Genomic DNA, 24,253 nt, shown 5'->3' with positions numbered 1-24,253 from the left:
CGCAGATGCAGCAGACATGCCGGGCGCCGCGGATGCAGTGGACGCGTTGGGTGCAGCGGGCGCCGCGGAAGCAGTGAGCGCGCCGGACACAGGCGCCGCAGAAGCAGTGGACGCCCCGGGCGCAGTGGTCGTGCCGGGCGCAGTGGTCGTGCCGGGCGCAGCGGGCGCTCCAGAGGCAGTGGACGCCCCAGAGGCGGCGGACGCGCCGGACGCCCCAGGGGCAGCGGAGGTGCCGGGCGCAGCGGACGCCGCGGATGCAGTGGACGTGCCGGGCGCCGCGGAAGCAACGGGCGTCGCAGAAGCAGCGGAGGCCGCAGAAGCAGCGGACGTTCCCGAGGCGGCGGACGCGGCGGACGCTCCAGGGGCAGCGGAGGTGCCGGGCGCACCGGGCGCCGCGGATGCAGTGGACGTGCCGGGCGCCGCGGAAGCAACGGGCGCCGCGGATGCAGTGGACGTGCCGGGCGCCGCGGAAGCAACGGGCGTCGCAGAAGCAGCGGAGGTCCCAGGGGCAGCGGACGTTCCCGAGGCGGCGGACGTGCCGGGCGTGGAGGGCGGCCGGGGCGCGGAGGGCGTGCCGGGCGCCGCCGAAGCAGCGGACGCCCCACATGCAGCGGAGGCCCCTGAGGCAGTGGACGCCCCAGGGGCAGCGGGCGTGCCGGGCGTGCCGGGCGTCGAGGGTGCGTCGCTCACCGGCGGCCGGTCCACAGCAGTACCGCCTCCATGCGGCCCCGGACGTGCAGCTTCGCGAAGATGTGGTGGAGGTGGTTCTTCACCGTCTTCTCGGTCAGCAGCAGGCGGTGTGCGATCGCCGCGTTGGACAGCCCTTCCGCGAGGAGGTCCAGGACGTCCTTTTCGCGGCGGGTCAGCCGGTGCCGGGCGAGCGTCTCCTCCTGCCGCTCCGCGAGCTCCTCCCGCGACGCCTGTGCCCGGACGGTCGCCGTCGCGACGGCCGCCGCGGCCGGTGACAGCCACCCCTGCCCGGCGGCGACGGCGAGCACGGCCCGGCGCAGCTCGTCGGGGTCGAACGCGCCGTGCACGAGGTACCCGCGGGCGCCGCCGCGCAGCATCCGCCCGATGAGGCCGGGGTCGGCGTCGCTGGTGATGACGAGGACGCCGCTCAGCCGGGTCAGCTCGCCGAGCGCGGACAGGCCGTCGGCGACCGGCATCCGGTGGTCGAGGAGCGTCACGGCCGGGCGGTGTGCCCGCGCCTGCGTGACGGCCTCGCGCCCGTCCGCGGCCTCGGCGACGACCCGGACGCCGTCGAGGCCGTCCAGGTAGCCCCGCAGCGCCGCGCGGACGATCGGGTTGTCGTCGACGATCAGGACCTCGATCATGCCGGCACCGTCACCTCGATGGTCGTGCCGCGGCCAGGCGCGGACGCGACGTGCAGGCTCCCCTGGATGGCGCTCGCCCGCTCGTACATGCCGATCAGCCCGAAATGCTGTGCGGTGCGCAGCTCGGAGAGGTCGGCGGGCAGCCCGAACCCGCGACCGTCGTCGTGGACGCGCAGGAGCAGGTGCCGGCGCCCCTGGTGCAGGCTGACGGTGGTCCCGTTCGCCGACGCGTGCTGGGCGACGTTCTGCAGGGCCTCCTGGAGGATGCGGCACAGCTCGTACCGGACCGCGACCGGCGGGTCGGCCGGGGCGGTGACGAGTCGCACCGGGATGCCGTACACCTGCGACCAACGCCGGCAGATCGCCTGGACGGTGTCGGCGAAGTCGCCGTCGAGGGTGTCCAGGCGCAGGCCGTCGACGAGCTCGCGGGCCTCCTGGGCGGCCACCTCCGCGCCGCGGGAGACGGTGCCGGCGAGCTGTTCGGCGAGGTCGGGGTGGCGGCGCAGGGACTGGGGCAGCGCGAGCGCGGCGAAGGTGACCCCGCGCAGGGTCTTGGTGACGGAGTCGTGCAGCTCCCGGGCCAGGCGGGCGCGTTCCGAAGCGGCGGCGGTACGTTGTGCCGAGGCGACGACCCGCACCGACAGCTCCATGTGGCGGCGCAGGGCGGCGGTCGTGACGGCGGCGCCGGCGGTGGCGAGGACGCAGGCGATCGGGAACGTGAGCATGAAGCCGGCCAGCTCCGGGTCGGCACCGGCGGGCAGGACCGTGGCGGCGACGGTGTAGCCGAGCGCGGTGTAGCCGGCGGCCAGCGGCAGCGCGCGCATGCCCGCGAGGACCCCGGCGAGGGCGGACGCGCCGACGGCGCAGCAGTGGAAGGCGACCCCGCCACCGTCGAGGGCGAGCACACCGGCGACCGTGAGCGCGTCGGCGGCGAGGACCGGGATCGGGTGCCCCGCGACGTGCGGGTGCCGGGAGAGCACGGCCAGCCCGGCGGCGGTGGTGACGGCGACGACGGCCAGGGCGGCCAGGAGCGGGCGGGGGTCGGCGACGAGACGGACCCCGACGGCGCCGGCGGTGAGCGTGGCGGCGGCCCGGGCGAGCAGCACCGCACGTCCCAGGGCGGCCGGTGCCACGACCCTGTCGACATGCTGCCCCACGGCCGGGACTCTACGCGTTCCGGCGCTGGTCGCATAGACAGCGGTCGGCGCCCCGCCATGACGGAACGGGGCGCCGACCGGTGTTTCGTTCGTTACGGCCTTGCGGTTACGACTTTCCGAGTTACGGCCTTCCGGTTACGGCAGGACGTAGTTCTCGTTGAGCGCCGCGCCGCGCTCCGGCTTGTACTGGTCGAAGCCGCGCGGGTTGCACTGCAGGCCACCGTTGATGCAGTGGGTGGTCAGTGCGGCCAGGGTCGGCGGGTCCCAGGCGTTGTACACGTCGTAGTGGAACGAGTAGCCGCGGCCGCTGGAGAACGCCACGTTCGCCATGTTGCCGCTGACCGGCCACGCCATCTTGAACTCGATCATGTTGACGGCGACCGGGTGCGACGACGGGCAGACACCCACGACCGGGTAGGCCATGTGCGCCTTGTGGTCGGGCGAGTCCAGGTGCAGGCCGTCCCAGCAGCTGGGGGCCTGGAACCGGACGTTGAGCTGGCTGCCCGCGACACAGTTGGCGGGGATGTCCCACTGGCGGGTCAGGTCACCGCACTCGAAGCCCTCGACCGCGCCCGGGTGGTTCTTGAACTGGTCGAGCGTCGAGGACGGGCTGCCCACGACGAACCGCAGACCGGCCGGCATCGGCCGGACGCTGCGCCAGTCGAGGACGCCGCTCTTGTAGTAGATGACCTGGCGGCCGACGGGCTGCACGGCGACGCCGTTGTTGAGCAGGGTCGGCATCCAGTACGCCGTCTTGTCGCCCGGCGTGATGCAGGCGGTGCCACCGGCCTGCAGCGACGACAGGGTCGTGTTGGCGTTGGTGGTGGTGTTGCCCATGAACGTGTGCGAGTGCGACGCGCCCGGCAGGCCGAAGAACACGATCGGGTCGTCGTTGAGGTTGCTGCGGCTCACCGAGCAGTTCGCCTGGAACTCGTGGTGCGTCGTCGGCGGGTTCGTCGCCGGCGGGGTCGCCGTCGACGGGGTCACGCCGGTGACCGGGTTGGGCGCGTCGACCCAGCCGGGGCCGCTGGTCGGCGGCGGGGTGCCGGTGGACGTGCCGTAGACCTTGAACTCCCACAGCGAGTACCCGTAGCCGGTGCCGCGCTGCGTGCCGTACATCCGCACGTAGCGGCCGGAGCCGTTGACGTTGAGCGTCTGCGTGCCGCCGGTGCCGGTGGTGGTGCTGTAGATGCTCGTCCAGGCGTTGCCGTCGGGCGAGGTCTGGATCTGGAACGCCTTGCCGTAGGCGTTCTCCCACTGCAGGACGACCTGCGTGATGGTGGCGGTGGCGCCGAGGTCGACGCGCAGCCACTGCGGGTCGCTCCACTGGCTGCCCCAGCGGGTGCTCGGGTTGTTGTCGAACGCGCCCGCCGGCGGCGACTCGCCGAGCTCCTGCGAGGAGGCCAGCGCGGGCTTGTTGAGCGAGAGCAGGGTGGCGTCGGCGGCGTCGGCGGCGGTCAGCTGAAACGCGCCGACAACCATCGATGCGACCACCGCGGTGGTGACCCCGATGGGGGCCAGGATTCTTCTGAGCCGTCTTGTACTCGGTCGTGTACTCATCGAGCTCCCAGGGTGTGGGCGGGCGCCGTCGCCGGTCCGGTGGTGCTCGACGCGCGTGAGGCGGTCACGCGCGTCGCCGGTGCCGGCGGTGGAACCGGGTGGCGGGAAGCGCCTTGGAGAGCGCTCTCCCAAATGTTGCGCCCGTGTGGCCGGTCCGTCAATACGTGGCGACGTCCGGCGGGTGCGAAAGCGCACATATCGGGCGTATCTCAGCGGAACTTAAGGCATGGATGGAGAGCGCTCTCCAGTCGATCGTGTCGCACGCCCGGTTTGCGCCTACATAGCGTGGTTTGACTGATACTCTCCGTGCACGGCTGAACGGGAGGTTGCCATGCGGCGAGAGACCCCGCGGATCCTGCACGTCACCGAGTCGATGAGCGGCGGGACGGCCGCCGCGATCGTCGAGTTCGTCCGCTCCACGCCCCAGTTCGAGCACCATCTGCTCTTCCGCCGCGGCGCCGGCAGGGGTCGCGCCCGGACGGCGGCCCCCGGCGACCTTCCGATCCGGTTCGAGGACCTGTTCGCCGGCAGCCGCGACGCCGGCGGCGGGGGTGGCCTGGGCGGCGGCCTGGTCCGGCTCGGCCGGGCGCTGCGCGAGATGCTGCCCGCCGTCGCGCCGCGCATCGTGCACCTGCACGGCGGCCGGGCCGGCCTGGTCGGGCGCACCGTGATCCCGGCGGTCGCCCGGTCCGCGACCGGGCCCGCGATCCTCTACACGCCGCACTGCTTCGGCTTCGAACGCACCGACCTGCCGGCCGCCGCCCTGCGCCTGCTGCGCGGCGCGGAGCGGGCCGTCGCGGCCTCGACCGACCTCGCCGTCTGCGTCAGCCCGCGGGAGGCCGACCTCGCTACCGAGCTCGGCATTCCCGCCGTCGTCGTGCCCAACACGACCCGCGCGCGCACCGCCCGCCCGGACCGCGCCCGGCACACGGGGTCGGTCGTCACCGTCGGCCGGGTCGGCGCGCAGAAGGACTTCGACTTCCTCCTGCGGGTCAAGGCCCTGCTGCCCGCTTCGCCCGAGGTCACCTGGGCGTGGGTCGGCGGCGGCGACCCGCGCGGTGAGGCCGCCCTGCGCGCCGCCGGCGTCCGGGTCACCGGCTGGCGGTCGCCGACGGAGGTGCGCAACCATCTCGCCGGCGCCGACGTGTACCTGCACACGGCCGCCTGGGAGAGCTGCCCGCTGCCGCTGCTGGAGGCGGCCGCCGCCGGGCTGCCGATCGTCGCCCGCAGCATCCCCGCCCTGGACTCCCTCGGCCTCGACCCGGACCTCGGCACCGCCGAGGCCGTCGCCGCAGAGCTCGCCACCGTCCTCACCACCGGTCGACCGTCACGGCCGCGGCTGCAGGAGACGTTCGCGGCCCGGCACACGCCCCAGGCGCAGGCCGCCGCGCTCGCGGACGCCTACGCCACGGCCCTCGGCACGATTCCAGCCCCGGTCCCGCGCGCGTCGCACCACGCGGCTGGATCGTTGACCGAAGTGGAGGTGACCAGGCGATGAGTGTCACGGTCAGCGTCATCATGCCCGTCTGCAGGACCGCTCGCGCCCTGCCTTCACTGCTCGCGACCCGGGTGCCCGACGGCGTCACCGTCGACCTGATCGTCGTCGACGACACCGACGAGCTGAGCCCGGTGCCCGACGACGCGCCGTTCCCGGTGCGGGTGCTGCGGCACGACGCCCCGCGCGGGCTGGCCGCGGCCCGCAACACGGGCCTGGCCGCGGCGACTGGGGAGTACGTCTGGTTCGTCGGCGGCGACGACTGGGTCGACCCGGAGCTGCTCGCCTCGCTCACGTCGGCCGTGTTCGGTGACGGGCACCGTGCCGACATCGTCGTGGCCGGCACGGTGCCCGTCACCGAGGACGGCGTCAGCGGCCCGCCGCTGCCGTCCCGCGACACCGCCACCGTCTGGACCGGCCCGCAGGCGGTCGAGGAGTTCCTGTTCCGCCGCATCCGCTCCGGCGTGACGAACAAGCTCGTCCGCCGCGACCTGCTCGACGGGCTCACCTTCCCGCACGGGCCGCGCCACGAGGACGTCGCCGTCATGGCCTGGCTGCTGCTGCGGGCGCGGACGGTCGCGTTCGTCGCCGGCCCCGCGTACTTCCACCTGCACCGCCCCGTGTCCCGCTTCAACCCGCGCACCGCCGAGCGCGCCGCCGCCGTCGAGGAGGCCCTGTTCGTCCTCGACGGCACCGGCTCGCCCGCCGCGCGGCAGCACTTCCGCCTCCGGGCCGGCGCCCTGGCGGTCGCGGGCGCCGCGGCCCGCTCGTCGGAGGGGGAGCTGTCCGCCGACGCCTGGAACGCGGTCGGCGCCGCCCGCCGCGGCCTGCGCCCCCGCGACGCCTGGGCCGCGCTCCGGCACCGGCAGGTCGTCCTCGCCGCGGCGGTGCTGCTCATCAGGGCGGCTCCCGCACTGTACGTCCGGCTCTACCGCGCCGCCCGCGCCGCCGACCGCCACCGCCACGCCCGCCTCGGCCGCCCGTGGCGCGGCGAGGCGGCGGCTCTCCAGCCCGCGGCTCTCACGAACACGACGCCCACCGTCCCGTCGCAACTCAGCCCCACCGGCCCTGCCTCGCCGTGTGCCGTGGCCTCGCCGCCGACGTGCGACGCCGTCGCCGACCAGAACGACACCGACGTCCCGCCCGTGGGTTGTGCTGATGTTTCGGCGGCTCATGCTGACGTCCCGGCCGTGGGTGAGGTCGATGTCCTGGCGGCGGGGAGTGCTGACGTCCCGGCGGTGGGGGATGCCGGTGTCTCGGCGGCCGGCGGCGCCGAAGTTCTGGCGGTTGGCGATGCTGATGTTTCGGCGGCTGATGCCGATGTCCCGGTGGCGGGCGATGCTGACGTCCCGGCGGCTGGCGGTGTCGACGGGGCTGCGCCCGCGACCGGCGCGACACCCGACTCAGCCGACACGTCCGACATGGCTTCCGGCGTGACGGCCGGCGGTGCCGTGGTCCCCGAATCGCGCGCCGCCGACCGGGGCCTTCCGCACGAGAGCGACCTCGTCGACGCCGAGCGCGGCTGACGCCGGGCGCGGCTGACGCCGGGCCGGGCGGCCGCCGGTGAGGTGCCTGTCCACCGTCGGTGCGCTCCGGCCTCGCCGCCGTGAAGCGCTGCCTCGCCGCCGCGTCGTCGTGTCGCTGTGAAGGACTGCGGTGTCGCCGCGTTGTTGTGTCGCCGTGAGGGGCTGCGCACCGTCGTGTCGTCGTGGAGGGGCGCATGGCAGTACCGCAGCGGAAACAGCAGCGGGAGCGGCGAAGGGCAGCCGGAAAAGCGGCTCAGAGTCGCTCGGGGGCGGCGATCCCGAGCAGGCCGAGCCCGGCCGCCAGCGTCGAGGCGGTCAGCGCGCACAGTGCGATCCGGTTGCCCCGCACGGGTTCGGGTGCCTTGAGGACCGGGCACCGTTCGTAGAACGCGGTCACCGTCTGGGCGAGCTCGAACAGGTACGTGCAGAGCCGGTGCGGCTCGCAACCGGCCGCGACGCCCGCGACGACGTCGCCGAACCCGTCCAGCCGCAGGATCAGCGCCCGCTCCACGTCCTCCAGCGGCGCGTCGACCCGGACCGGCGGCGCGTCGACCCGGACCGGCGGCGCGTCGACCTGGACCGGTGGCACGGCGGCGGCGGCCTTCGCCAGCACCGACCGGAGCCGCGCGTGCGCGTACTGCAGGTACACGCTCGTGTTGCCGGTCAGCGCCATCATCCGGTCGGGGTCGTACAGGTAGTCGCGGGTCCGGCTGGTGGACAGGTCGGCGTACTTCACCGCGCCGATCCCCACCTCCCGGCCCCGCTCCGCGAGCTCGTCCGCGGGCAGCGACGGGTTCTTCGCCGCGACGACCGCCGTGGCCCGCTCGACCGCCTCGCCGAGCAGCCCGACGAGCGGGGCGGTGTCACCGGACCGGGTCTTGAACGGCCGCCCGTCCGCGCCCAGCACCATCCCGAACGCGGCGTGCACCGCCTCGACGTGTGGCGGCAGCCACCCGGCCCGCCGGGCGGCGTCGAACACCATCCGGAAGTGCGGCGCCTGCCGCGCGTCGACGACGTAGACGATCCGGTCGGCCCGCAGGGTCGTGACCCGGTGCCGGACCGCGGCCAGGTCGGTGGCGGGGTAGCCGAACCCGCCGTCGCTCTTGCGCACGATGAGCGGCGCGCCGGCACCGTCGGCACCGTCGGCTCCATCGGCGCCGTCGGTGAACACGCACAGCGCACCGTCGCTGACCCGGGCCACGCCCGAGGCGGCCAGGTCCTCGGCGACGCCGGCCAGCATCGGGTTGTAGCTGCTCTCCCCGGCGATGTCGGCGGCGGTGAGCAGGACGCCCAGCCGCTCGTACACGTCGGAGAAGTAGCGCGCCGACTCCTCGACCATCGCGCGCCAGACGGCGAGGCTGTCCGGGTCGCCGCCCTGCAGCGCCACGACCCGCGACCGCGACCGTGCCGCGAACGCGGGGTCGTCCTGGAACAGCGCGTACGCCGTCTTGTACCGCACGGTGAGCGCCGACGTGTCCGACGGGTGCTCCGCCAGGTACTGGATGAGCATCCCGTACTGGGTGCCCCAGTCGCCGATGTGGTTCTGCCGGACGACGGTGCCGCCGAGGTGGGTCAGGACCCGGGCGAGGGCGTCGCCGATGATCGTCGACCGGAGGTGCCCGACGTGCATCTCCTTGGCCACGTTCGGATGCGAATAGTCCAGCACGGTCCGCACGCCGGTCTCCGGCAGCCCGACCCCGAGCCGCGGGTCGGCGAGCCGCTCCGCGACCCGGCCGAGCAGCGCCTCCCCGGTCAGCGTGACGTTGAGGAAGCCCGGCCCGGCGACCCGCACGTCCGCGACGAAGCCGCCGGGCAGCGAGGCGGCGACCTCGGCGGCGAGCTGCCGCGGTGACCGCCGCAGCGGCCGGGCGAGCGCCAGGATGCCGTCGGCCTGCAGGTCGGCGTGCTCCGACAGGCGGACCTGCGGGTCGAAACCGGCCGGGACGTCGAAACCGGCGGGGAGGGCGGCGGTGATCCGGGCAGTGAGCAGCGTGGCGAACGACGGCACGACCATCGTGAGGCTCCAAACGACGACGGCAGAAGGCGGGCAGCAGGGACGGACGGCGGTGTCGTTACCGTCGTCGTCGCGTGGCCGCGCTCGTCGTCGTCATGGTGCGTCCACCCTACCCGCGGATTCCAGTAGGGTCGCCGCATATTCTCGCGACGGGTCAGGCTCGGCATGCTGGCGGTCGCCATCGGCCTGGTGACGGTCGGTGTGCCACCGCTGCTGCTCCCGCGCGACCACGACCCGTCGCCCGCGGCAGCTCCTTCAGCGGTTTCTTCGCCGGTACCGGCGGCCGACGCCTCGACGTCCGCGGTCGGCACCGCGGGCCGGTCTGCGTCGCCGTCGCCGCCCGTGTCGCCGGCCGCTCCAGCGGCGTCGCCGTGCGGCACCGCCGGCAGCGCCAGGCCCGCCTGCACCGTCTACGGCGCCGCCGTCGGCACCGGATGGAGCGTCCGCAGCGTCGGGGTGAAGGTCGTCACCAACGGCGTCGTGCCCGGCACCGACCAGGTGGCGCTGCGGGTCGAGCCGAAGGAGAAGACCGCGGCCGTCGCCCTCGTCGCCGCCACCCCGGTGGCCGCGACCCGCCTCACGTTCCGCGTGTACGGCGGCCGCGTCCACGGCACGGTCCTGCGCGTCACGGTGTCCGCGACCCCCGACCCGGCCGGCACGCCACCGCTCGTGCTCACCGCCCCGGTCGACGTGTGGACCCCGTTCGACGTCGACCTGCGCGAGCTCGCCCCCGGCCGCCCGGTCCGCCGCATCGACCTGGTCGTCGCGACCGACATGCTGCCCAACGCCTACCGTTTCTTCATCGACGACCTGCAGCTGCACTGATGCCTCCGCACCCGGCCCCACCGGCCGCGAGCGCGGCGCCCGCCGCGATCGCGCGAGCCGTGCTGCTCGGGCGGGCGGCGATCGCGTCGACCGCGGCGGCGGCCGGGTTGCTGCTCGTCGACGACTGGTGGCGGATCGTGGCGGTGATCGCGACGGTCGCGGCCGGCACCGTCGCCGAGGTGAGCGCCCTGACGCGGTGGCCCGCGGTGACCCGGCACCCGTGGCCGGCGCTCGCCGTGGACCTTGCGGTCGCCGTGGCGGTGCTGGCGCTCAGCCGGGGCGGGATGGCGTTCTTCTGCTACGTCGCCGGGTCGGCCGCGCTCGGCGGGGCGCTGCTCGGGATGCGGGCGCTGCTGCTGTGGGTGGTGCAGGCGGCCCTCGGGTTCGCCGCCGCCGGAGCGGTCCTGCGCGCCAACGACCCGCCGCCGGACGTGGCGGCGTTCGTCGTCGCGTTCCCGATGATCAGCGTGCTCGCCGGGATCGGGGCGGCCGCCGCGGCCGGCGCCCTGCAGCGCCACCTGGACCTCGCCGTCGACGTGATCGCGGCCGCGCAGCGCTCCGCGGCCGCCTCCGAACGGGCCAGGCTGGCCCGGGAGCTGCACGACTCGGTCGCCAAGACGCTGCGCGGGGTGTCGTTCGCCGCGCTCGCCCTGCCGCAGTCGCTGCGCCGCCACCCGGCCCTGGCCGAACGGCTCGCCGGCACCGTCTCCCGCGGCGCGGAGGCCGCCGCCCGGGAGGCCCGCGAGCTCCTCGAAGGGCTGCGGATCGACCACCTCGACCTCAGCTTCGCCGACACGGTCAGGGCGACCGCCCGCGACTGGTCCGACCGGTCCGGGATCGCGGTCCGCGTCGACGCCGAGCCGGCGGAGCCCGGCGTCGAGGTGCGCTACGAGCTGGTGCGCATCCTGGCCGAGGCGCTGCAGAACGTCGCCCGTCACGCCGGCGCGTGGCGGGTCGACGTCGCGGTCCGTCGTACCGGCGGCCGCCTGGAACTCAGGGTCAGGGACGACGGCCGTGGCTTCACCCCGCGGGACCTCGCCGTGCTGCAGGCCGACGGGCACCTCGGCATCGTCGGGATGGCGGAGCGGGCCAGGGCGGTCGGCGGCTCGCTGCGGGTCTCGGCCCTTCCGGGCGGCGGCACGAGGTCGTCGCCGTCACCCCGATGGAGGTCCACGCATGACCCACCCGACGCACCCGGCCGGCCCGCCGCCGGCGGTGGGAGTCTTACGCATGACGCGGCCGGCCGGTACGCCGCCGGCGGTGGGGATCTTACGCATGACGCACCCGGCCGTGCCGCCGCCGGCGGTGGGGGTCCGCGCATGACGCATCCTTTCTCGGGCGGTGGCGGGGTGACGACGGTGCTCGTCGTGGACGACAACCCGGTCGTGCGGGAGGCGCTGCGGGGCGTGCTCGACCTCAGCGACGACGTCCGGGTCGTGGGGGAGGCCGGCAACGGCCGCGACGCGCTCGCCCTGGCGCTGCGGCACCGCCCCGACGTGACGCTCCTGGACTACCGGATGCCGATCGCCGACGGGCTGTCCATCGTGGACGAACTGGCCCGGCACACCGCGGTCCTCGCCCTCACCAGCGACGCCACCCCCGGCGTGATCGCCTCGATGCTGCGCGGCGGCGCCCGCGGCTACCTGGTGCACGGCCACTTCGACCCGCCCGACCTGCTCCGCGCCGTCCACGCCGTCGCCGCCGGGCAGGGCTGGCTGTCACCGGTCGCCGCGTCCGTCGCCACGTCCGCGCTGCGCGAGCAGGGCAGCCGGCGGGCGGCCCGGGACCGGTTCGGCCTCACCGACCGCGAGCGCGACGTCCTCGACCTGCTCTGCGACGGGCTGTCCAACGCGGCGATCGCCGACCGGCTGCGGCTGACCGAGAAGACGGTGAAGAACCACCTGTACAACATCTTCGCCAAGCTCCAGGTCGGCAGCCGCACCGAGGCGGTCGTCCGCTGGACCACTGGGACTTTCGACTCATGACCGCCCGGGTGGCCCGGTCGTAGGTTCGGCGGCGGGTGGCACCGTCGAACCGAAAGGCACCACAACCGTGCGCAGACAACTCGGGCTTCTCCTGGCGGCGGGCCTGCTGCTCGCCGCCTGCGATCCCAACCAGGGCCCGATCGTGACCGGGCAGCCGGCGCCTTCGTCGCCCGTACCAGCGAACTCGACAACTCCGACAAATCCGGTGAGTCCTTCTCCGTCCAGGTCAGGGTCCGCGACGCCTGTGCCGACGGCCACCGCCTCGCCGGTCAAGACGTTCACCGACAAGCCGCCGCAGGCGCAGTACCGCGAGTTCCACGCCAACTGCACCGAGACGCACCGTCTCAGCGACGACCCGATCGTCTTCCCGGGGCTCGCCGGCGCCGCGCACAACCACACGTTCGTCGGCAACCCCGCCGCCAACGCGACCTCCACTCCGCAGACCCTGCTGAAGGGGAGGACGTCCTGCGAGGACACGCTCGACGCGTCGTCCTACTGGTTCCCGACGCTGACCCGCAACGGCACCGTCGTGCAGCCCGAGAAGGTCACCATCTACTACAAGTCCGGCGTCAAGGACTACCGGACCGTGCAGCCGTTCCCCGCCGGGTTCCGGCTCATCGTCGGCGACATGCGGCTGCAGGACGCCGAGCAGTTCACCGGCACCTGGAACTGCGGGAGCTACCTCGGCAAGGCCATCCCGCCGTCGTGCCCGGCCGGCTCGTCGCTGATCGTGCGGATGCAGGCGCCGAGCTGCTGGGACGGGCGCAGCCTCGACAGCGCCGACCACAAGTCGCACGTCGTCTGGCCGGTGCAGGGCGTGTGCCCCGCGAGCAACCCGGTGCCGCTGCCCATGTTCGAGATGAAGGTGCCCTACAAGCTGCCCGGCGGCGACACCTCGGGCCTGCAGTACTCCTCGGGCAACGGCTCCTCGTTCCACTACGACTTCATGAACGGCTGGGACGCCGCCCGCCAGGCCGCGCTCGTCGCCCACTGCATCAACGGCGGACGCCAGTGCAACGGCTACGGCATCGACCAGCACAAGCCCTGACCGTGCGTGCCGCACCGACCGGCCACGATCCGCCGGTGCGCCGCGGTGGTGAGCCGGCGATGGCATGGACGCGCCGAATGGCGTCCTCGGCGGCGCTGAACCATGCGAGAACGGTGGCCGGGAAGCACGCCGCAGCCACGACACAGACGGCGAGCCGACCGTCGCCGTGATCGAAGGACAGCCCTGGTCGCCCGGACGACCACGGCACGACTTCGATCACGGCGGCCACGCGGCTATCAACGAGTTGGTATGCGCTCCAGTCATACCTACCCGATAAATACGAAATGTCGGATAAGTCCGGCACTTGTGCCGGACTTATCCGGGGGCAGGGCAGGACCTATCCGGGGGGCAGGAGTCCGGTACTTGTGCCGACATACCCGGGGGCGGGACAGAGGTTCGCCACTTGTGCCGAACTATCCGGGGGGCGGTGCCGACCTATTTGGCAGGGCAGGGCAGGGGGCCGCGGACGACGTTGTCATCCGGCTCGCCGGTACCGGGCGGTTGAAGGGGCGCGCGAGTGGCGGTCAGGGGGTCAGGCCGGTGGTGTAGGCGAGGATTACCAGCTGCACCCGGTCGCGGACGCCGGCCTTCGCGATCGCCCGGGTCACGTGGGTCTTCGCGGTCAGCGGGCTGATGAACAGCTGCCGCGCGATCTCCTCGTTGGACAGGCCGGCGGCGACCAGGCGGACCACCTCGACCTCCCGCGGGGTCAGGCCGGCGAGCCGGTCGCCGGGCGTGCCCGACGGCCCGGCCGGACGGTGCGCGAACTGCCCGATCACCCGGGCCGTGACGCTCGGCGACAGCAGCGCCTCGCCGGCCGCCACGACCCGGACCGCCCGGCGCAGCTCGTCGGGCTCGACCTCCTTGGTGAGGAAGCCGCTCGCACCGGCCCGCAGCGCCGCGAACACGTTCTCGTCCGTCTCGAACGTCGTCAGGATCACGACCCGCGTGCCGGTGAGCTCCCGGTCCGCGACGATCCGCCCGGTCGCGGCGATCCCGTCGAGGCCCGGCATCCGGATGTCCATCAGCACCACGTCGGGGCGCAGCCGCCGCGCCTCCCGGACCGCCTCGTCGCCGGTGGACGCCTCGCCGACGACCGTGATGTCCCTCGTGCGCCGCAGCAGGCTGCTGAACCCGGCCCGCACGAGGGCCTGGTCGTCGGCGAGCAGCACCTTGACCGTCATGCGGGGATTCTCGCGTGCACGGTGAAGCCCCCGTCGCCGTGCGTGGTGAGCGACCCGCCGAGCGCCTCGACACGCTCACGCATCCCGGTCAGCCCGTGCCCTTCGCCCCGCTCGGAGGCCCGCTCGGAGGTCCGCTCGGAGGTCCGCTCGGAGGTCCGCTCGGAGGTCCGCTGAGAGGCCCGCTGGGAGCCCGCGCCGTCGTCGGTGACCGTCACCTCCGTCACAGGCCCGTAGTGGACGTCGACGGTGACGGTGCGCGCGCCGGCGTGCCGGACCGTGTTCGTCAGCGCCTCCCGCACCACCAGGCCGACCGCCGTGCGGACCGGCAGCGGCGCCCCGTCGCCGGTGACGGTGAGCCGCGCGTCGAGCCCCGCCTCGCATACCTGCGACACCAACGCCGACAGGTCCAGCGGCTCGGCGGGCGGGCGGCGGTCGTCGCGGAGCACCCCCACGAGCGAGGACAGGTCGCCCATCGCCTTGCGGCGCACGTCCTGCGCCAGGCGCAGCGCCTCCCGGGCCTCGTCCGGCGCGCTGTCCAGGGCGTCCGCGGCCACGTTCAGGTGCACCCCGACGACGGTCAGCGTGTGCGCCACCGTGTCGTGCACCTCCCGCGCGACCCGCAGCCGCTCGGCGGTCCGCTGCTGCTCGATCGCCGTCCGCGTCCAGCGCTGCCAGCCGCCGGCCGCGACGGTCACGGCGAGCGCGGCCGTCAGCCACAACGCGTCCGGCCCGACGTGCTGCAGCGTCCACACCGCGCTGTGCTGCAGGACCGTCCACTCCAGGTTGAACGCCATGACCGCGTGCACGGCCCCGATCGCGACGACGACCCGCAGCCGCGCCCTGGGGAGCAGCGTCACCGAACCGTCCACGGCCGCCGAACCGTGCAGCGTCGCCCACACGTACAGCAGCGTCACCGGCCACAGCCAGCCGCCCGTCGTCAGCTCCGCCACGCGCATCGCCACGACGCCGCAGATGCCTGTCACCAGCCCGGTGAGCGGCCACCGCAGCTGCGCCCAGAGCAGCGCCGCCAGCGCCGTCGCGAGCGGCAGCGACCCCTCCGCCAGGTGCTCCCCGGACCCGCTGAGCACGGCGATGAACGTGACCGCGGCGAACGCGGCGACCATCTTCCTCTTCGTCATGGTGCCGGACGCTATGAGCCCGGCGTCGCCAGGTCGTCGTCCGTGCGGAGGCACCGTCTCGTACACCAAATGGAGTATCAGGCAGCAGGCTGACGCATGCCCGCCGCCTCTGGTTAGCGTTTCGGCCCATGGAGCACCGCTGTGGCAAGCACGCCGTCCTGGCCAACCCGGCGTCGCGCATCCCGATCTGGATGGAGTGCGCGGTCCACCGCTACACCCCGTACCAGATCGACCGCCGTTTCGCCGTCATCATGACCCTGGACTTCTCCTACGAGGAGACCGCCAACCTGTCCTGGATCATCGAACACGGCATGCTGTAGCCCGGGCAGGAGGCGTCAGCCGGGGCCTGGAGCGGGGCGTGCGGCGATGCCCGAGACGATGAGGAACAGCGCGGCGATGTAGGTCGCCATGACGACCAGATCGCGGCCCGGGAAGTCCAGGCCGGCGGCGCCCAGGCCGATGAGCAGGTCGGAGAGCAGGAACAGGAAGCCGCCGGTGGCGACGGCGGGGGAGACCGCGCACGCCGCGGCCGCCATCGAGGTCAGGGCCAGGCTGTACACCAGGATCGGCACCCGCAGGTCGCCCAGCGACGGCCAGAGCACGGCGTTCAGGACGGCCCACAGGACCCCGTAGCCGAGCGCGACGAACCACCGGGGCCGGCCGTGGCGCAGGAAGGCGAGCAGGAAGCAGATCTGCGTGCCGAGGAAGCACGCCATGCCCAGCAGGAAGGGCACGGTGCCCGGCACGAGGAGCGCCACGTCGCCGGCGGTCGCGAAGACCAACCCCCACCCGACGAGACAGCGGCGCCCCAGGTGCCAGAGCAGCAGCGGCGCGAGGAGCGGCTTGGCGACCCACTGCAGCGGCTCCCACGACAGCGCGACGCCCGTGAGCTCCACCGCGGCGGCGGCGAGGAAGAGCCACAGCTTCATGCGGCCGGCTGCCAGCCGGGACGGCCGAACACGAACCGCAGCCGGTGCCGCCACGTCGCCGCCGTCCGCACGTCGCGCCAGATGTCGCGGTACTCGTGGGTGGCGACGCGCAGCGGGTTGTAGGTGGTGATGTTCTTCGTCAGGCCGTAGACGACGCGGGCCCGTTCGGGCTCGAACGTGCCGAAGAGCCGGTCCCAGACGATGAGGATGCCGCCGTAGTTGCGGTCCAGGTACTCGGGGTTGGCGCCGTGGTGGACCCGGTGGTGCGACGGGGTGTTCCAGAACCATTCGATGACGGCCGGCAGGCGGCCGACCCGCTCGCTGTGCAGGAAGAACTGGTACGCGAGGCTGATCGACTGCTGCAGGAAGACCATCCACGGCGGGATGCCCAGCAGCGGCAGGAACAGCCAGAACGGGGTGCCGGTCATCGGCGTCCAGCTCTGCCGCAGCGCCGTGGACAGGTTGAAGAAGACGCTCGAGTGGTGCACGACGTGGCCGGCCCAGAAGAGGCGGACCTCATGGTGCAGGCGGTGGAACCAGTAGTACGCGAAGTCGTCGGCGAAGAACAGCAACGCCCAGGTCCACGGGCTGTGCGGGTCGAGCTTGAGCGGGGTGAGGACGTAGAGGCCCGCGTAGGCGAGCGCGACCAGGATCTTCCACGGCACGCCGATGATCTGGCTGCCGAGGCCCATGGACAGGCTGGTGGTGGTGTCCCGGACCGCGTAGCCGCGCTCGTCGTCGTCGGGCAGGAAGCGGTAGGAGATCGCTTCCAGGATGATGAGCAGCAGGAACGCGGGCACGGCGTAGAGCACGGCGGGGATCATGCTCGGGACTCCTTGCGATCCGAGAGCGGGGCGGTGAGCAGCGCCTGGGCCTCGGCGAAGGCCGAGTCGGCGGCGCCGGCGGTGATGTGCGCGCCGAGCCGGCGGTGCCCGGCGACGTCGAGCAGCTCGGCGGTGCGCAGCGTGGGCGGGACGTGCCCCACGGCGAGCGCGCCGCTGACGAGGCTGTTGAACGCGAGGAGGTAGGCGACGTTGCCGCTGCCGGCCACGATCGCCCGCCACAGCGCGATGTTCGCCTCGCCCATGCGGTCCAGGTCGGGCGCGGCGGCGGCGACCGCGTCGACGCAGGCCGTCACGAGTTCCTTCGCGGCGGGTGTACCGCGCAGCGCGCACAACCTGGCGGCGTCGGCGCCCAGGCAGGCGCGCATCTCCATCATGTCGCGCACGAGGGTGCCGACCGGCAGGACGTCGCCGCTGGACATCGCGAGGTCCAGGCCGGCGTGGGCCCGCCAGTCGAGGACCCTGGTCGCGCCGCCCTGGCTGACCTTCACCAGGCCCAGCTGCTGCAGCCTGCGCAGCGCCTCCCGGACGGCGTGCCGGTTCACCTCGAACGTCGCCGCCAGGTCCCGCTCGCTGGGGAGCGAGGACTCGGGCGCGTAGGCGCCGCTGAGGATCGCGTCGCGCAGCTGCGCGAACACGTGGTCGGACACGGAGCTGCGCGGGGCCGGCGTCAACGTCACGCGGTGACTGTCTCACACATCAACTGGTTGGACCAGTGTCCGCACGGCGAAAGCTCCGCCGGGTGCGGGAGGCTCACTGCGTCAGCTGGTCGACGATCTTCTGCGCGGTGCCGGCGTGCTTGGCGTACGCGCTGGCGAAGGCGCTGCGCTGCACGGCCTGTGCGGCGCCGGTGATGCTCATCGACTGCCAGCCGGGGACCTTCATCAGCTTCGTGTAGAACTTCGCCGACGCGAACGCCGGGTCCATCAGCTGCTCGACGGTGCCCCAGATGCTGACCCGCTGCTGGAAGATGCCGACCGAGTCGTAGTTGGTGCCGGTGCCCTCGTGTGGCAGCTTCAGCGACGCGGGCACCTTCGGGTTGGCCAGGTTCTTGAGGTACGTCTCCTGCAGCGCGGTCGCGATCGCCACGACGTACGCGCGCTCGGGCAGCCCCATCTGCCGGCCGACCTCGATCACGATGAACGCGTTGTTGGTCGCCGCCTGGGTCAGCCCGGCGACCGGCTTCGGCACCAGGGACGCGCCCGGGGCGGAGGCCAGCTCGACCCCGCGGGCCGCGTTGGCCCGGGCGTTCGCCTCGTAGAACTTGGCGGCATCGAAGGAGGTGTCGTCGGAGACCGCCGGCTCCGCTGGGAAGATCGCCCAGGAGACACCGACGCTGATCAGTGAGGCGACGAGGCTGACCGCTGCGAGCAGCACCATCCTGCTGAAGTGCAGGCGGCGTGCGGCGGTGGGCCTACGCCGGGGGGTGGCGCCACGCACCGCGCAAGCTTAGGGAACACGGCGCCCCATCCGGAAGTCGTCTTAACTAAACCTAAGGAACGCTGATCAGTCCGCGACGCTTGAGTAGCGGCTCGATCAACGGATCGCGACCGCGGAACGCCCGATAGACCTCCATCGAGTCCGCGCTGCCACCCTTGGCGAGCAGCCCGTCACGGAACGCGTCCCCGAGCTCGCGGCGCAGGCCGCCCTGCTCGGTGAGCCAGTCGACGGTGTCGGCGTCGAGGACCTCGCTCCAGATGTAGGAGTAGTAGCCGGCGCTGTACGCGGCGCCACTGAAGATGTGCGCGAAGTACGCGGTCCGGTAGCGCGGCGGCACGAACGGCACCGCGACGCCGGCCCGCTCCAGCGCCGCGGCCTCGAAGGCGAGCACGTCGGTGACGGCCGCGGCCTCCTCGACGGTCAGCGTGTGCCAGGCCAGGTCGAGCAGCGTCGCCGCCAGGTACTCCGTGGTCGCGAAGCCCTTGTTGAACTGCTCAGCGGCCTGCAGCCGCTCCACCACCGACGACGGCAGCGGCTCGCCCGTCCGGTGGTGCGTGGCGTAGTTGGCCAGGACCTCCGGCCACAGCATCCACACCTCGTTGACCTGCGACGGGTACTCGACGAAGTCGCGCGGCACCCGCGTGCCGGCGAACTTCGGGAAGTGCACCTGCGAGAAGAGGGTGTGCAGCGCGTGACCGAACTCGTGGAACAGGGTGCGGACCTCGTCGAGCGTCAGCAGCGTCGGCTCGCCCTCCGGCGCCCGGTTGATGTTGAGGTTGTTGACGACGACCGGCGCGGTGCCGAACAGCCGCGACTGCGGGACCAGCGCGTTGGCCCACGCCCCGCCGCGCTTCGACGGCCGGGTGAAGAAGTCGCCGATGAACAGCCCGAGGGGCCCGCCGTCGCGGTCGAAGACCTCGAAGACCCGGGCGTCGTCGTGGTACGCGGGAAGGTCCGGCCGCTCCTCGAACCGGATGCCGTACAGCCGGCCGGCGGCGTGGAAGACGCCGTCGTGCAGGACCCGCTCCAGCTCGAAGTACGGCCGCAGCTCCGCCTCGTCGATCGCGTAGCGGTCCCGGCGGATCTGCTCGGTGTAGTACGCCCAGTCCCACGGCTGCAGGGTGAACGCGTCGCCGATCGCCTCCTGCAGGTCCTCGGCCTCGATCCGGGCGTTGGCGACCGCGGCCGGGGCGAGCTTCGCCAGCATCTCCTGGACCGCGCCGACGCTGCGGGCGGTGTTGTCGGCGATGTTGTAGGCCGCGTGGTGCTCGAAGCCGAGCAGCCGCGCCCGCTCCGCCCGCAGCCGCACGATGCGCAGCACCAGGCCGGTGGTGTCGTGGTCGTCACCCGCGCAGCCGCGCCCGACGGAGGCGGTGTGCAGCCGCTCGCGGACCGCCCGGTTGTGCAGCGACGCGAGCGCCGGCTGGGCCGTCGGCAGGATCAGGTTCAGTGCGTACCCACCGGACAGCCCCCGGTCGCGGGCGGCGACCTCGGCGGCGGCGATCGCGTCGGCGGACAGCCCAGCCAGGTCGGCGGCGTCCTCGACGACGACGGCGGCGGCCTTCATGCCGTCGCGGACCTTGTTGCCGAACTCGGTCGCGAGGGCCGCCAGCTCCGCGTTGAGCTCGCGGAGCCGCACGTGCTCCTCCTCGGACAGCCGCGCCCCGGCCCGGACGAACTCGGTGTGGTACCGCTCCAGCAGCCAGGCCGACTCGGCGTCGAGGGCGAGGGCGTCGCGCTGGGCGTACAGCTGCTCGACGCGCCCGAAGAGCCGGCGGTCCAGCATGATCGCGTCGCCGTGCGCGGACAGCAGCGGCACCACCCGCGACTCGATCTCCTGCAGCTCGGGGCTGGTGTCGGAGCTGGTGACGTTGAAGAACGCGGCCGACACGCGCTGCAGGACGCGTCCGGAGCGCTCCAGCGCGACCAGGGTGTTGTCGAACGTCGGCGGCTCCGGCAGGCTGGCGATGGCTTCGACCTCGGCCCGCTGCTCGGCCATGCCCCGCTCGAACGCGGGCAGGTAGTGCCCGGTCGCGATGCGGTCGAAGGGCGGCAGCTGATATGGCAGGTCACTCGCGGCGAAGAACGGGTTGTCCGTGGTCACGTACCGACTGTATCGGGACGGATGTTTTCCGGCGCTCCGTGCAACCGATCGGACAGCCGGACCCGTGAGTTACGCATGACGGATCGGGACACGGCGTTCGCCGAGTACTTCGCCGCGCGGTCGGACGCGATGCGCGGCACGGCGTTCCTGCTGTGCGGCGACTGGCACCGGGCCGAGGACCTGACGCAGGTGGCGTTCACCAAGCTGTACCTGGCGTGGGACCGGGTCAGCCGGCACGAGGCCCTCGACGGGTACGTGCGGCAGACGCTCTTCCGGGTGTTCCTGGACGATCGCCGGCTGGGCTGGTGGCACCGGGTGCGGGTCACCGACCGGCCGCTGGACGTCGTCAGCCACGACCGGGAGCCCGACGACCGGATCGCGCTGCTCGCCGCCCTCGCCGCCGTGCCGGCCAGGCAGCGGGCGGTCCTGATCCTGCGGTACTGGGAGGACCTGTCCGTCGAGGAGACGGCGGCTCTGCTCAGTTGCACGACCGGCACCGTGAAGAGCCAGGCCGCGCGGGGGCTGCAGACCCTTCGCACGCACTTGCAGACCAGCAGCCACTCGCAAGCGACGAGGACGAAGACATGAACGAGGACGATTTCCGGGTGTCGCTGCGCGGCGCCCTCGACAGCTCCACCCCACCGCCGCCGATGTCACCGGCCGTGGCGGTGGCCACCGGCCGCCAGGCGGTCCGCCGCCGCAACCTCGTCGCCGGCGGCGCCGGCCTCGGGGTGACCGCGGTCGTCGCCGCCGTGGCGGTCGCGGTCGCCGGCGGCGGGTCCGGCTCGGCCGCGCCGCAGCAGGTGGGTGCCCCGCCGAGCGTCGCCGCGACCGCCGGGTCGGCCCCGCCGACCGCGCCGGCCACCCTGCCGACCTCGCCGGCCCCCGGCGACAGCAAGGAGGTGTGGCCGACCGGCCCGAACGGGCAGCCGCAGCAGGACCGCACCGCCCGCGCCGGCCACAAGTTCGACCAGGGCGAGCAGCTCATGCGGGACCTCCTCGCGGTCGTGCCGGCGGGGTACACGGCACTGGACAACCCCGGCACCGACCAGCTCGTGTCGTCACGGATGTCGCAGGCCCAGTACGAGGGGAAGGTCGCCGGCAAGGACGCCTGGTCCTACCTCGCCGCCACCCAGCTCGGCAAGGGCGGCGGCGTCGGTCAGCTGCTGGTCACCGTGTACGAGCCGGGCCTGATCGCCGCCACCGGGGACGCGTGCGCGGTCGCGGGCGGGTTCTGGACCCGACCGGCGAGCTGCAGGCTGGTGACGACGGCCGGGGTGACCGTCGGCGTCGCGACCGGCGGACCCGGCCACGGCTACGACCAGTGGGCCGCCTACCGGCACCCCGACGGCACGGTGGTGTTCCTGGCCCAGTCGAAGACGGACGACCGGCCCGGCGGCGGCGACCAGGGCCTCGCCGCGCTACCGCTGCCCGAGGACCGGCTCGCCGCCCTCGTGGTCGACGAGCGGTTCCACATCAAGGCGTCGTGACGGCGCGGGGCCGGGCCGCAGCAGCCGCCCGGCCCCGTACGCGAGACCCGCGCCGAGGGCGTTGATCAGCACGTCGTCGGTGGCGGTGACCCGGCCCAGGTCCAGGACGTACTGGAGCACCTCGACGGTCGCCGAGCCGGCGGCCGCCAGCAGCAGCACCGGGCCCAGGGTGAGCCGCGGCCAGCGCAGCGGGGCGAACGCGCCGAACGCCGCGAAGACCAGCAGGTTGCCGACGATCTGCACGGTGGCCTCGGCGAACCCGGACGCCAGGATCCCGCCGAGGCCGCTGACCGGGTCCAGCTGCAGCCGCCGCGCGTGCGACGACGGCGTGAGGATCAGCCAGATCCACGGCAGCGTCCCCGACACCGACGCGACCAGGCCGAACGTCCGCCGCCGGTCGGGGGAGCGGCGCCGGGCGACGACCCACCAGAGGCCGCCGAGCACCAGGAAGACCGCGAGGACCGCGAGCCAGCGGATCACCGGTGCGCGTGGGCCGGGACGCTGGCCGTCAGGCTGTCGGCGAGGACGGTGATCTCGTCGCCGGGGCAGTAGTCGAACCGGATCCGCACCTCGTCGCCGGTGAGCACCTCGACCGGCTCGCGCATCGGCACGACCAGGTAGTTCATGGTCCAGTCGACGGAGGCGGGCGGCTCGTACAGTAGCGACAACAGGTTCTTGGTGATGACGCGCACCGCGTTGACCACGGCCGGCCGCTCCGCGACGAAGGTCAGGTCGCCGACGCAGTCGTGCGGCAGCGGGTCGGTGTAGAAGAACTGCTGGAACACCTGCGGCGGGGCGGCCTCGACGGTGCGCGGCTGGAGGCTCTCCGGCAGCTGGAACACCGGCGCCGGCACCGTGTAGCCGAAGTACGAGAAGTCCTGCTCGACCGGCTGCACCGCCTGCACGCACGCCTCGGGCACGAAGCGCGGCAGCGGCCCGCCGACGTGCCGCAGGTAGCGGCGCTTGAAGCTGTTGATGACCTCGATCTGCCGCTCGCGGAGCAGGCCAACGTGCAGCATCTCGCACAGCACCACGTCGACCGGCTCCTCGGGCAGGTAGTCGCGGGCGTCGGCGTGCACGACGGTGACGGCGTCGCCGACCGCCGCCCGCAGCGCCGCCCGGGCGGTCGCGAAGACCCGCGGCTCGCGCTCGATCGCGGTCACGGTGGCGCCCTGCCGGGCGGCGAAGAAGGACAGGACGCCGGTCCCGCAGCCGAGGTCGAGGACCCGGTCTCCGGGCCGGACGGCTTGGGCGATCGCGCCGGCGAAGGCCTCCATCCGGCGGTCGTCGGACAGCAGCAGCGCCTGGTACTGCAGCGGGATCACGTCCGCCGGGAACCCGAGATGTTCTCCGGCAAGCTCCCAGTCGAGGTGTTCCATGTGCAAAGCGTAGGCCCTAACGCAGGGCCAGACCGTCCCAACCGGCATAGCCACGGCGCCGCTGCGTCTCCCGGGACCGCAGGACGAACCAGCAGGTCGCGGTCAGGGAGGCGCCCACGATCGCGTCGACGATGTAGTGGTTCGCGGTCAGAATCACGGCGGCCACCATCAGCACGGGCATCGCCGCGCCGAACGCGCGCAGCAGCGGCCCGCGCGCCGCAGCCAGGATCGCCAGGCCGATGAGCAGGTCCCAGCCGACGTGCAGGCTCGGCATCGCGGCGTACTGGTTGGTGAACATCGTCGGCTGCAGCACCCGGTACGCGCCGTCCGACTGCGTGACGGTGTCGATCAGGCCGAGCTCCGCCAGGCGCGGCGGGGCGAGCGGGAAGAGCATGAAGACGACCAGGCCGATCCCGCCGGACAGCAGCATCGCGTTGCGGGTGCGGTAGTAGATCGCCGGGTTGGTGCGCGCGAGCCAGACGAGGGTCGCGACGATGACCGGCCAGTGCCCGTAGATGTAGATCCAGTTGAAGAACGTCGCCACGGCGGGGGTGCCGGCGAACGTCGACTGCAGCCACGACTCGTGGAACAGCCCCACCGACTTCTCGAAGTCGACGACCTTCGCCGCGTTGGCGAGGGCCTGGTCCGTGGCGGCCTCCGTGGCGCCGCGGACCCCGAAGTACGCGGCCACCGCCGCCGTCACGATGCCGACCTGCCGGCCGAGGCCGACCGGCCGCAGCGCCGGTTTCTCCCAGGTGATGGTCATGGCGTTCAGCCTCGTCACCGCGAGGCCGGAAGCCAT

Annotated in this window: 23 protein-coding genes; 8 read left to right on the top strand and 15 right to left on the bottom strand. The window is 73.4% G+C overall.

Annotated elements, in window-relative coordinates; genetic code table 11:
• From ACFY3L_RS35410 to ACFY3L_RS35395, 4 genes are all read right to left on the bottom strand, one after another.
• On the bottom strand, positions 1-607 hold a 607-nt coding region (locus ACFY3L_RS35410; RefSeq protein ID WP_389334313.1), incomplete at its 3' end, for a hypothetical protein.
• Positions 608-686: 79 nt separating this feature from the next.
• The gene (locus tag ACFY3L_RS35405; protein WP_389334310.1) at positions 687-1,334 is read right to left on the bottom strand and encodes a response regulator; all 648 of its coding nucleotides are present in this window, start codon (positions 1,332-1,334) and stop codon (positions 687-689) included.
• Positions 1,331-2,491: a sensor histidine kinase gene (locus ACFY3L_RS35400; RefSeq protein ID WP_389334307.1), complete on the bottom strand. Its 1,161-nt coding sequence runs from the start codon at positions 2,489-2,491 to the stop codon at positions 1,331-1,333. Before ACFY3L_RS35400 ends, ACFY3L_RS35405 begins: the two co-directional genes overlap by 4 nt.
• Before the next feature lie 135 nt (positions 2,492-2,626).
• The gene (locus tag ACFY3L_RS35395; RefSeq protein ID WP_389334304.1) at positions 2,627-3,973 is read right to left on the bottom strand and encodes a DUF1996 domain-containing protein; all 1,347 of its coding nucleotides are present in this window, start codon (positions 3,971-3,973) and stop codon (positions 2,627-2,629) included.
• Between the two features lie 409 nt (positions 3,974-4,382).
• Here ACFY3L_RS35395 and ACFY3L_RS35390 point away from each other — a divergent pair, with 409 nt between their 5' ends.
• Complete coding sequence (locus tag ACFY3L_RS35390) at positions 4,383-5,549, top strand: glycosyltransferase family 4 protein (protein WP_389334301.1); 1,167 nt, start codon at positions 4,383-4,385, stop codon at positions 5,547-5,549.
• Entirely contained in the window at positions 5,546-7,072 is a 1,527-nt protein-coding gene (locus ACFY3L_RS35385; RefSeq protein ID WP_389334298.1) for a glycosyltransferase, read from the top strand. The genes ACFY3L_RS35390 and ACFY3L_RS35385 overlap by 4 nt, the downstream gene beginning before the upstream one ends.
• Positions 7,073-7,325: 253 nt before the next feature.
• On the opposite strand, the gene argS is transcribed toward ACFY3L_RS35385, so the two are convergent.
• Positions 7,326-9,086 (bottom strand): arginine--tRNA ligase, encoded by a 1,761-nt coding sequence (gene argS, locus ACFY3L_RS35380; RefSeq protein WP_389334295.1) that lies wholly within the window; start codon positions 9,084-9,086, stop codon positions 7,326-7,328.
• A gap of 165 nt (positions 9,087-9,251) precedes the next feature.
• Here argS and ACFY3L_RS35375 point away from each other — a divergent pair, with 165 nt between their 5' ends.
• The 3 genes from ACFY3L_RS35375 (at position 9,252) to ACFY3L_RS35365 (ending at position 12,944) form a co-directional block, all read left to right on the top strand.
• On the top strand, positions 9,252-9,911 hold the full coding sequence (locus ACFY3L_RS35375; RefSeq protein ID WP_389334292.1) for a hypothetical protein: 660 nt from the start codon (positions 9,252-9,254) through the stop codon (positions 9,909-9,911).
• On the top strand, positions 9,911-11,896 hold the full coding sequence (locus ACFY3L_RS35370; protein ID WP_389334289.1) for a LuxR C-terminal-related transcriptional regulator: 1,986 nt from the start codon (positions 9,911-9,913) through the stop codon (positions 11,894-11,896). The genes ACFY3L_RS35375 and ACFY3L_RS35370 overlap by 1 nt, the downstream gene beginning before the upstream one ends.
• A 244-nt stretch (positions 11,897-12,140) precedes the next feature.
• Positions 12,141-12,944: a DUF1996 domain-containing protein gene (locus tag ACFY3L_RS35365; protein WP_389334286.1), complete on the top strand. Its 804-nt coding sequence runs from the start codon at positions 12,141-12,143 to the stop codon at positions 12,942-12,944.
• A 524-nt stretch (positions 12,945-13,468) separates the two neighbouring features.
• Here the strand turns inward: ACFY3L_RS35365 and ACFY3L_RS35360 are convergent.
• Both ACFY3L_RS35360 and ACFY3L_RS35355 read right to left on the bottom strand, forming a co-directional pair.
• On the bottom strand, positions 13,469-14,128 hold the full coding sequence (locus tag ACFY3L_RS35360; protein WP_389334283.1) for a response regulator: 660 nt from the start codon (positions 14,126-14,128) through the stop codon (positions 13,469-13,471).
• Positions 14,125-15,267, bottom strand: a complete 1,143-nt coding sequence (locus ACFY3L_RS35355) for a sensor histidine kinase (protein WP_389334280.1) — start codon at positions 15,265-15,267, stop codon at positions 14,125-14,127. The genes ACFY3L_RS35360 and ACFY3L_RS35355 overlap by 4 nt, the downstream gene beginning before the upstream one ends.
• A 128-nt stretch (positions 15,268-15,395) precedes the next feature.
• Between ACFY3L_RS35355 and ACFY3L_RS35350 the strand changes: the two genes are divergently transcribed.
• A complete protein-coding gene (locus ACFY3L_RS35350; RefSeq protein ID WP_389334277.1) occupies positions 15,396-15,587 on the top strand; it encodes a hypothetical protein in 192 nt (63 codons plus the stop codon).
• Between the two features lie 15 nt (positions 15,588-15,602).
• Here ACFY3L_RS35350 and ACFY3L_RS35345 read toward each other — a convergent pair whose 3' ends face one another.
• The 5 genes from ACFY3L_RS35345 to ACFY3L_RS35325 all read right to left on the bottom strand — a co-directional run bounded on the left by ACFY3L_RS35345 (position 15,603) and on the right by ACFY3L_RS35325 (position 20,582).
• Positions 15,603-16,196, bottom strand: a complete 594-nt coding sequence (locus tag ACFY3L_RS35345; protein ID WP_389334274.1) for a lysoplasmalogenase — start codon at positions 16,194-16,196, stop codon at positions 15,603-15,605.
• Positions 16,193-17,020 carry a sterol desaturase family protein gene (locus tag ACFY3L_RS35340; protein WP_389334271.1) on the bottom strand — a complete coding sequence of 276 codons (828 nt, stop codon included), beginning with the start codon at positions 17,018-17,020 and terminating at the stop codon, positions 16,193-16,195. Before ACFY3L_RS35340 ends, ACFY3L_RS35345 begins: the two co-directional genes overlap by 4 nt.
• Entirely contained in the window at positions 17,017-17,718 is a 702-nt protein-coding gene (locus ACFY3L_RS35335) for a FadR/GntR family transcriptional regulator (protein ID WP_389334268.1), read from the bottom strand. The genes ACFY3L_RS35340 and ACFY3L_RS35335 overlap by 4 nt, the downstream gene beginning before the upstream one ends.
• Positions 17,719-17,791: 73 nt before the next feature.
• Positions 17,792-18,418, bottom strand: a complete 627-nt coding sequence (locus tag ACFY3L_RS35330; RefSeq protein ID WP_389334264.1) for a hypothetical protein — start codon at positions 18,416-18,418, stop codon at positions 17,792-17,794.
• A 112-nt stretch (positions 18,419-18,530) separates the two neighbouring features.
• A complete protein-coding gene (locus ACFY3L_RS35325) occupies positions 18,531-20,582 on the bottom strand; it encodes a M3 family metallopeptidase (RefSeq protein WP_389334261.1) in 2,052 nt (683 codons plus the stop codon).
• A gap of 75 nt (positions 20,583-20,657) precedes the next feature.
• On the opposite strand from ACFY3L_RS35325, the gene ACFY3L_RS35320 reads away from it, so the two are divergent.
• Positions 20,658-21,170, top strand: a complete 513-nt coding sequence (locus tag ACFY3L_RS35320; protein ID WP_389334258.1) for a SigE family RNA polymerase sigma factor — start codon at positions 20,658-20,660, stop codon at positions 21,168-21,170.
• Positions 21,167-22,072 carry a hypothetical protein gene (locus tag ACFY3L_RS35315; RefSeq protein ID WP_389334255.1) on the top strand — a complete coding sequence of 302 codons (906 nt, stop codon included), beginning with the start codon at positions 21,167-21,169 and terminating at the stop codon, positions 22,070-22,072. Before ACFY3L_RS35320 ends, ACFY3L_RS35315 begins: the two co-directional genes overlap by 4 nt.
• Here the strand turns inward: ACFY3L_RS35315 and ACFY3L_RS35310 are convergent.
• The 3 genes from ACFY3L_RS35310 to ACFY3L_RS35300 are packed head-to-tail and all read right to left on the bottom strand — an operon-like array spanning position 22,004 to position 24,217.
• Positions 22,004-22,552, bottom strand: a complete 549-nt coding sequence (locus ACFY3L_RS35310; RefSeq protein ID WP_389334252.1) for a VanZ family protein — start codon at positions 22,550-22,552, stop codon at positions 22,004-22,006. The two genes, ACFY3L_RS35315 and ACFY3L_RS35310, sit on opposite strands and share 69 nt — an antisense overlap.
• The gene (locus ACFY3L_RS35305; protein ID WP_389334249.1) at positions 22,549-23,451 is read right to left on the bottom strand and encodes a methyltransferase domain-containing protein; all 903 of its coding nucleotides are present in this window, start codon (positions 23,449-23,451) and stop codon (positions 22,549-22,551) included. Before ACFY3L_RS35305 ends, ACFY3L_RS35310 begins: the two co-directional genes overlap by 4 nt.
• Before the next feature lie 16 nt (positions 23,452-23,467).
• Positions 23,468-24,217, bottom strand: a complete 750-nt coding sequence (locus ACFY3L_RS35300) for a phosphatase PAP2 family protein (protein ID WP_389334246.1) — start codon at positions 24,215-24,217, stop codon at positions 23,468-23,470.
• Positions 24,218-24,253 lie beyond the last annotated feature (36 nt).

The organism is Dactylosporangium sp. NPDC000521, from assembly GCF_042898305.1.
GTDB lineage: Bacteria > Actinomycetota > Actinomycetes > Mycobacteriales > Micromonosporaceae > Dactylosporangium.
This window is presented reverse-complemented; position numbering and strand designations above follow the sequence as displayed.

Bases quoted from the DNA above. Each gene is read 5' to 3' on its own strand.
- ACFY3L_RS35405 (WP_389334310.1), bottom strand. From the start codon at position 1,334: ATGATCGAGGTCCTGATCGTCGACGACAACCCGATCGTCCGCGCGGCG.
- ACFY3L_RS35395 (WP_389334304.1), bottom strand. From the start codon at position 3,973: ATGGTTGTCGGCGCGTTTCAGCTGACCGCCGCCGACGCCGCCGACGCC.
- ACFY3L_RS35390 (WP_389334301.1), top strand. From the start codon at position 4,383: ATGCGGCGAGAGACCCCGCGGATCCTGCACGTCACCGAGTCGATGAGC.
- ACFY3L_RS35385 (WP_389334298.1), top strand. From the start codon at position 5,546: ATGAGTGTCACGGTCAGCGTCATCATGCCCGTCTGCAGGACCGCTCGC.
- argS (WP_389334295.1), bottom strand. From the start codon at position 9,086: ATGGTCGTGCCGTCGTTCGCCACGCTGCTCACTGCCCGGATCACCGCC.
- ACFY3L_RS35375 (WP_389334292.1), top strand. From the start codon at position 9,252: ATGCTGGCGGTCGCCATCGGCCTGGTGACGGTCGGTGTGCCACCGCTG.
- ACFY3L_RS35370 (WP_389334289.1), top strand. From the start codon at position 9,911: ATGCCTCCGCACCCGGCCCCACCGGCCGCGAGCGCGGCGCCCGCCGCG.
- ACFY3L_RS35360 (WP_389334283.1), bottom strand. From the start codon at position 14,128: ATGACGGTCAAGGTGCTGCTCGCCGACGACCAGGCCCTCGTGCGGGCC.
- ACFY3L_RS35355 (WP_389334280.1), bottom strand. From the start codon at position 15,267: ATGACGAAGAGGAAGATGGTCGCCGCGTTCGCCGCGGTCACGTTCATC.
- ACFY3L_RS35350 (WP_389334277.1), top strand. From the start codon at position 15,396: ATGGAGCACCGCTGTGGCAAGCACGCCGTCCTGGCCAACCCGGCGTCG.
- ACFY3L_RS35345 (WP_389334274.1), bottom strand. From the start codon at position 16,196: ATGAAGCTGTGGCTCTTCCTCGCCGCCGCCGCGGTGGAGCTCACGGGC.
- ACFY3L_RS35340 (WP_389334271.1), bottom strand. From the start codon at position 17,020: ATGATCCCCGCCGTGCTCTACGCCGTGCCCGCGTTCCTGCTGCTCATC.
- ACFY3L_RS35330 (WP_389334264.1), bottom strand. From the start codon at position 18,418: ATGGTGCTGCTCGCAGCGGTCAGCCTCGTCGCCTCACTGATCAGCGTC.
- ACFY3L_RS35320 (WP_389334258.1), top strand. From the start codon at position 20,658: ATGACGGATCGGGACACGGCGTTCGCCGAGTACTTCGCCGCGCGGTCG.
- ACFY3L_RS35315 (WP_389334255.1), top strand. From the start codon at position 21,167: ATGAACGAGGACGATTTCCGGGTGTCGCTGCGCGGCGCCCTCGACAGC.
- ACFY3L_RS35305 (WP_389334249.1), bottom strand. From the start codon at position 23,451: ATGGAACACCTCGACTGGGAGCTTGCCGGAGAACATCTCGGGTTCCCG.
- ACFY3L_RS35300 (WP_389334246.1), bottom strand. From the start codon at position 24,217: ATGACCATCACCTGGGAGAAACCGGCGCTGCGGCCGGTCGGCCTCGGC.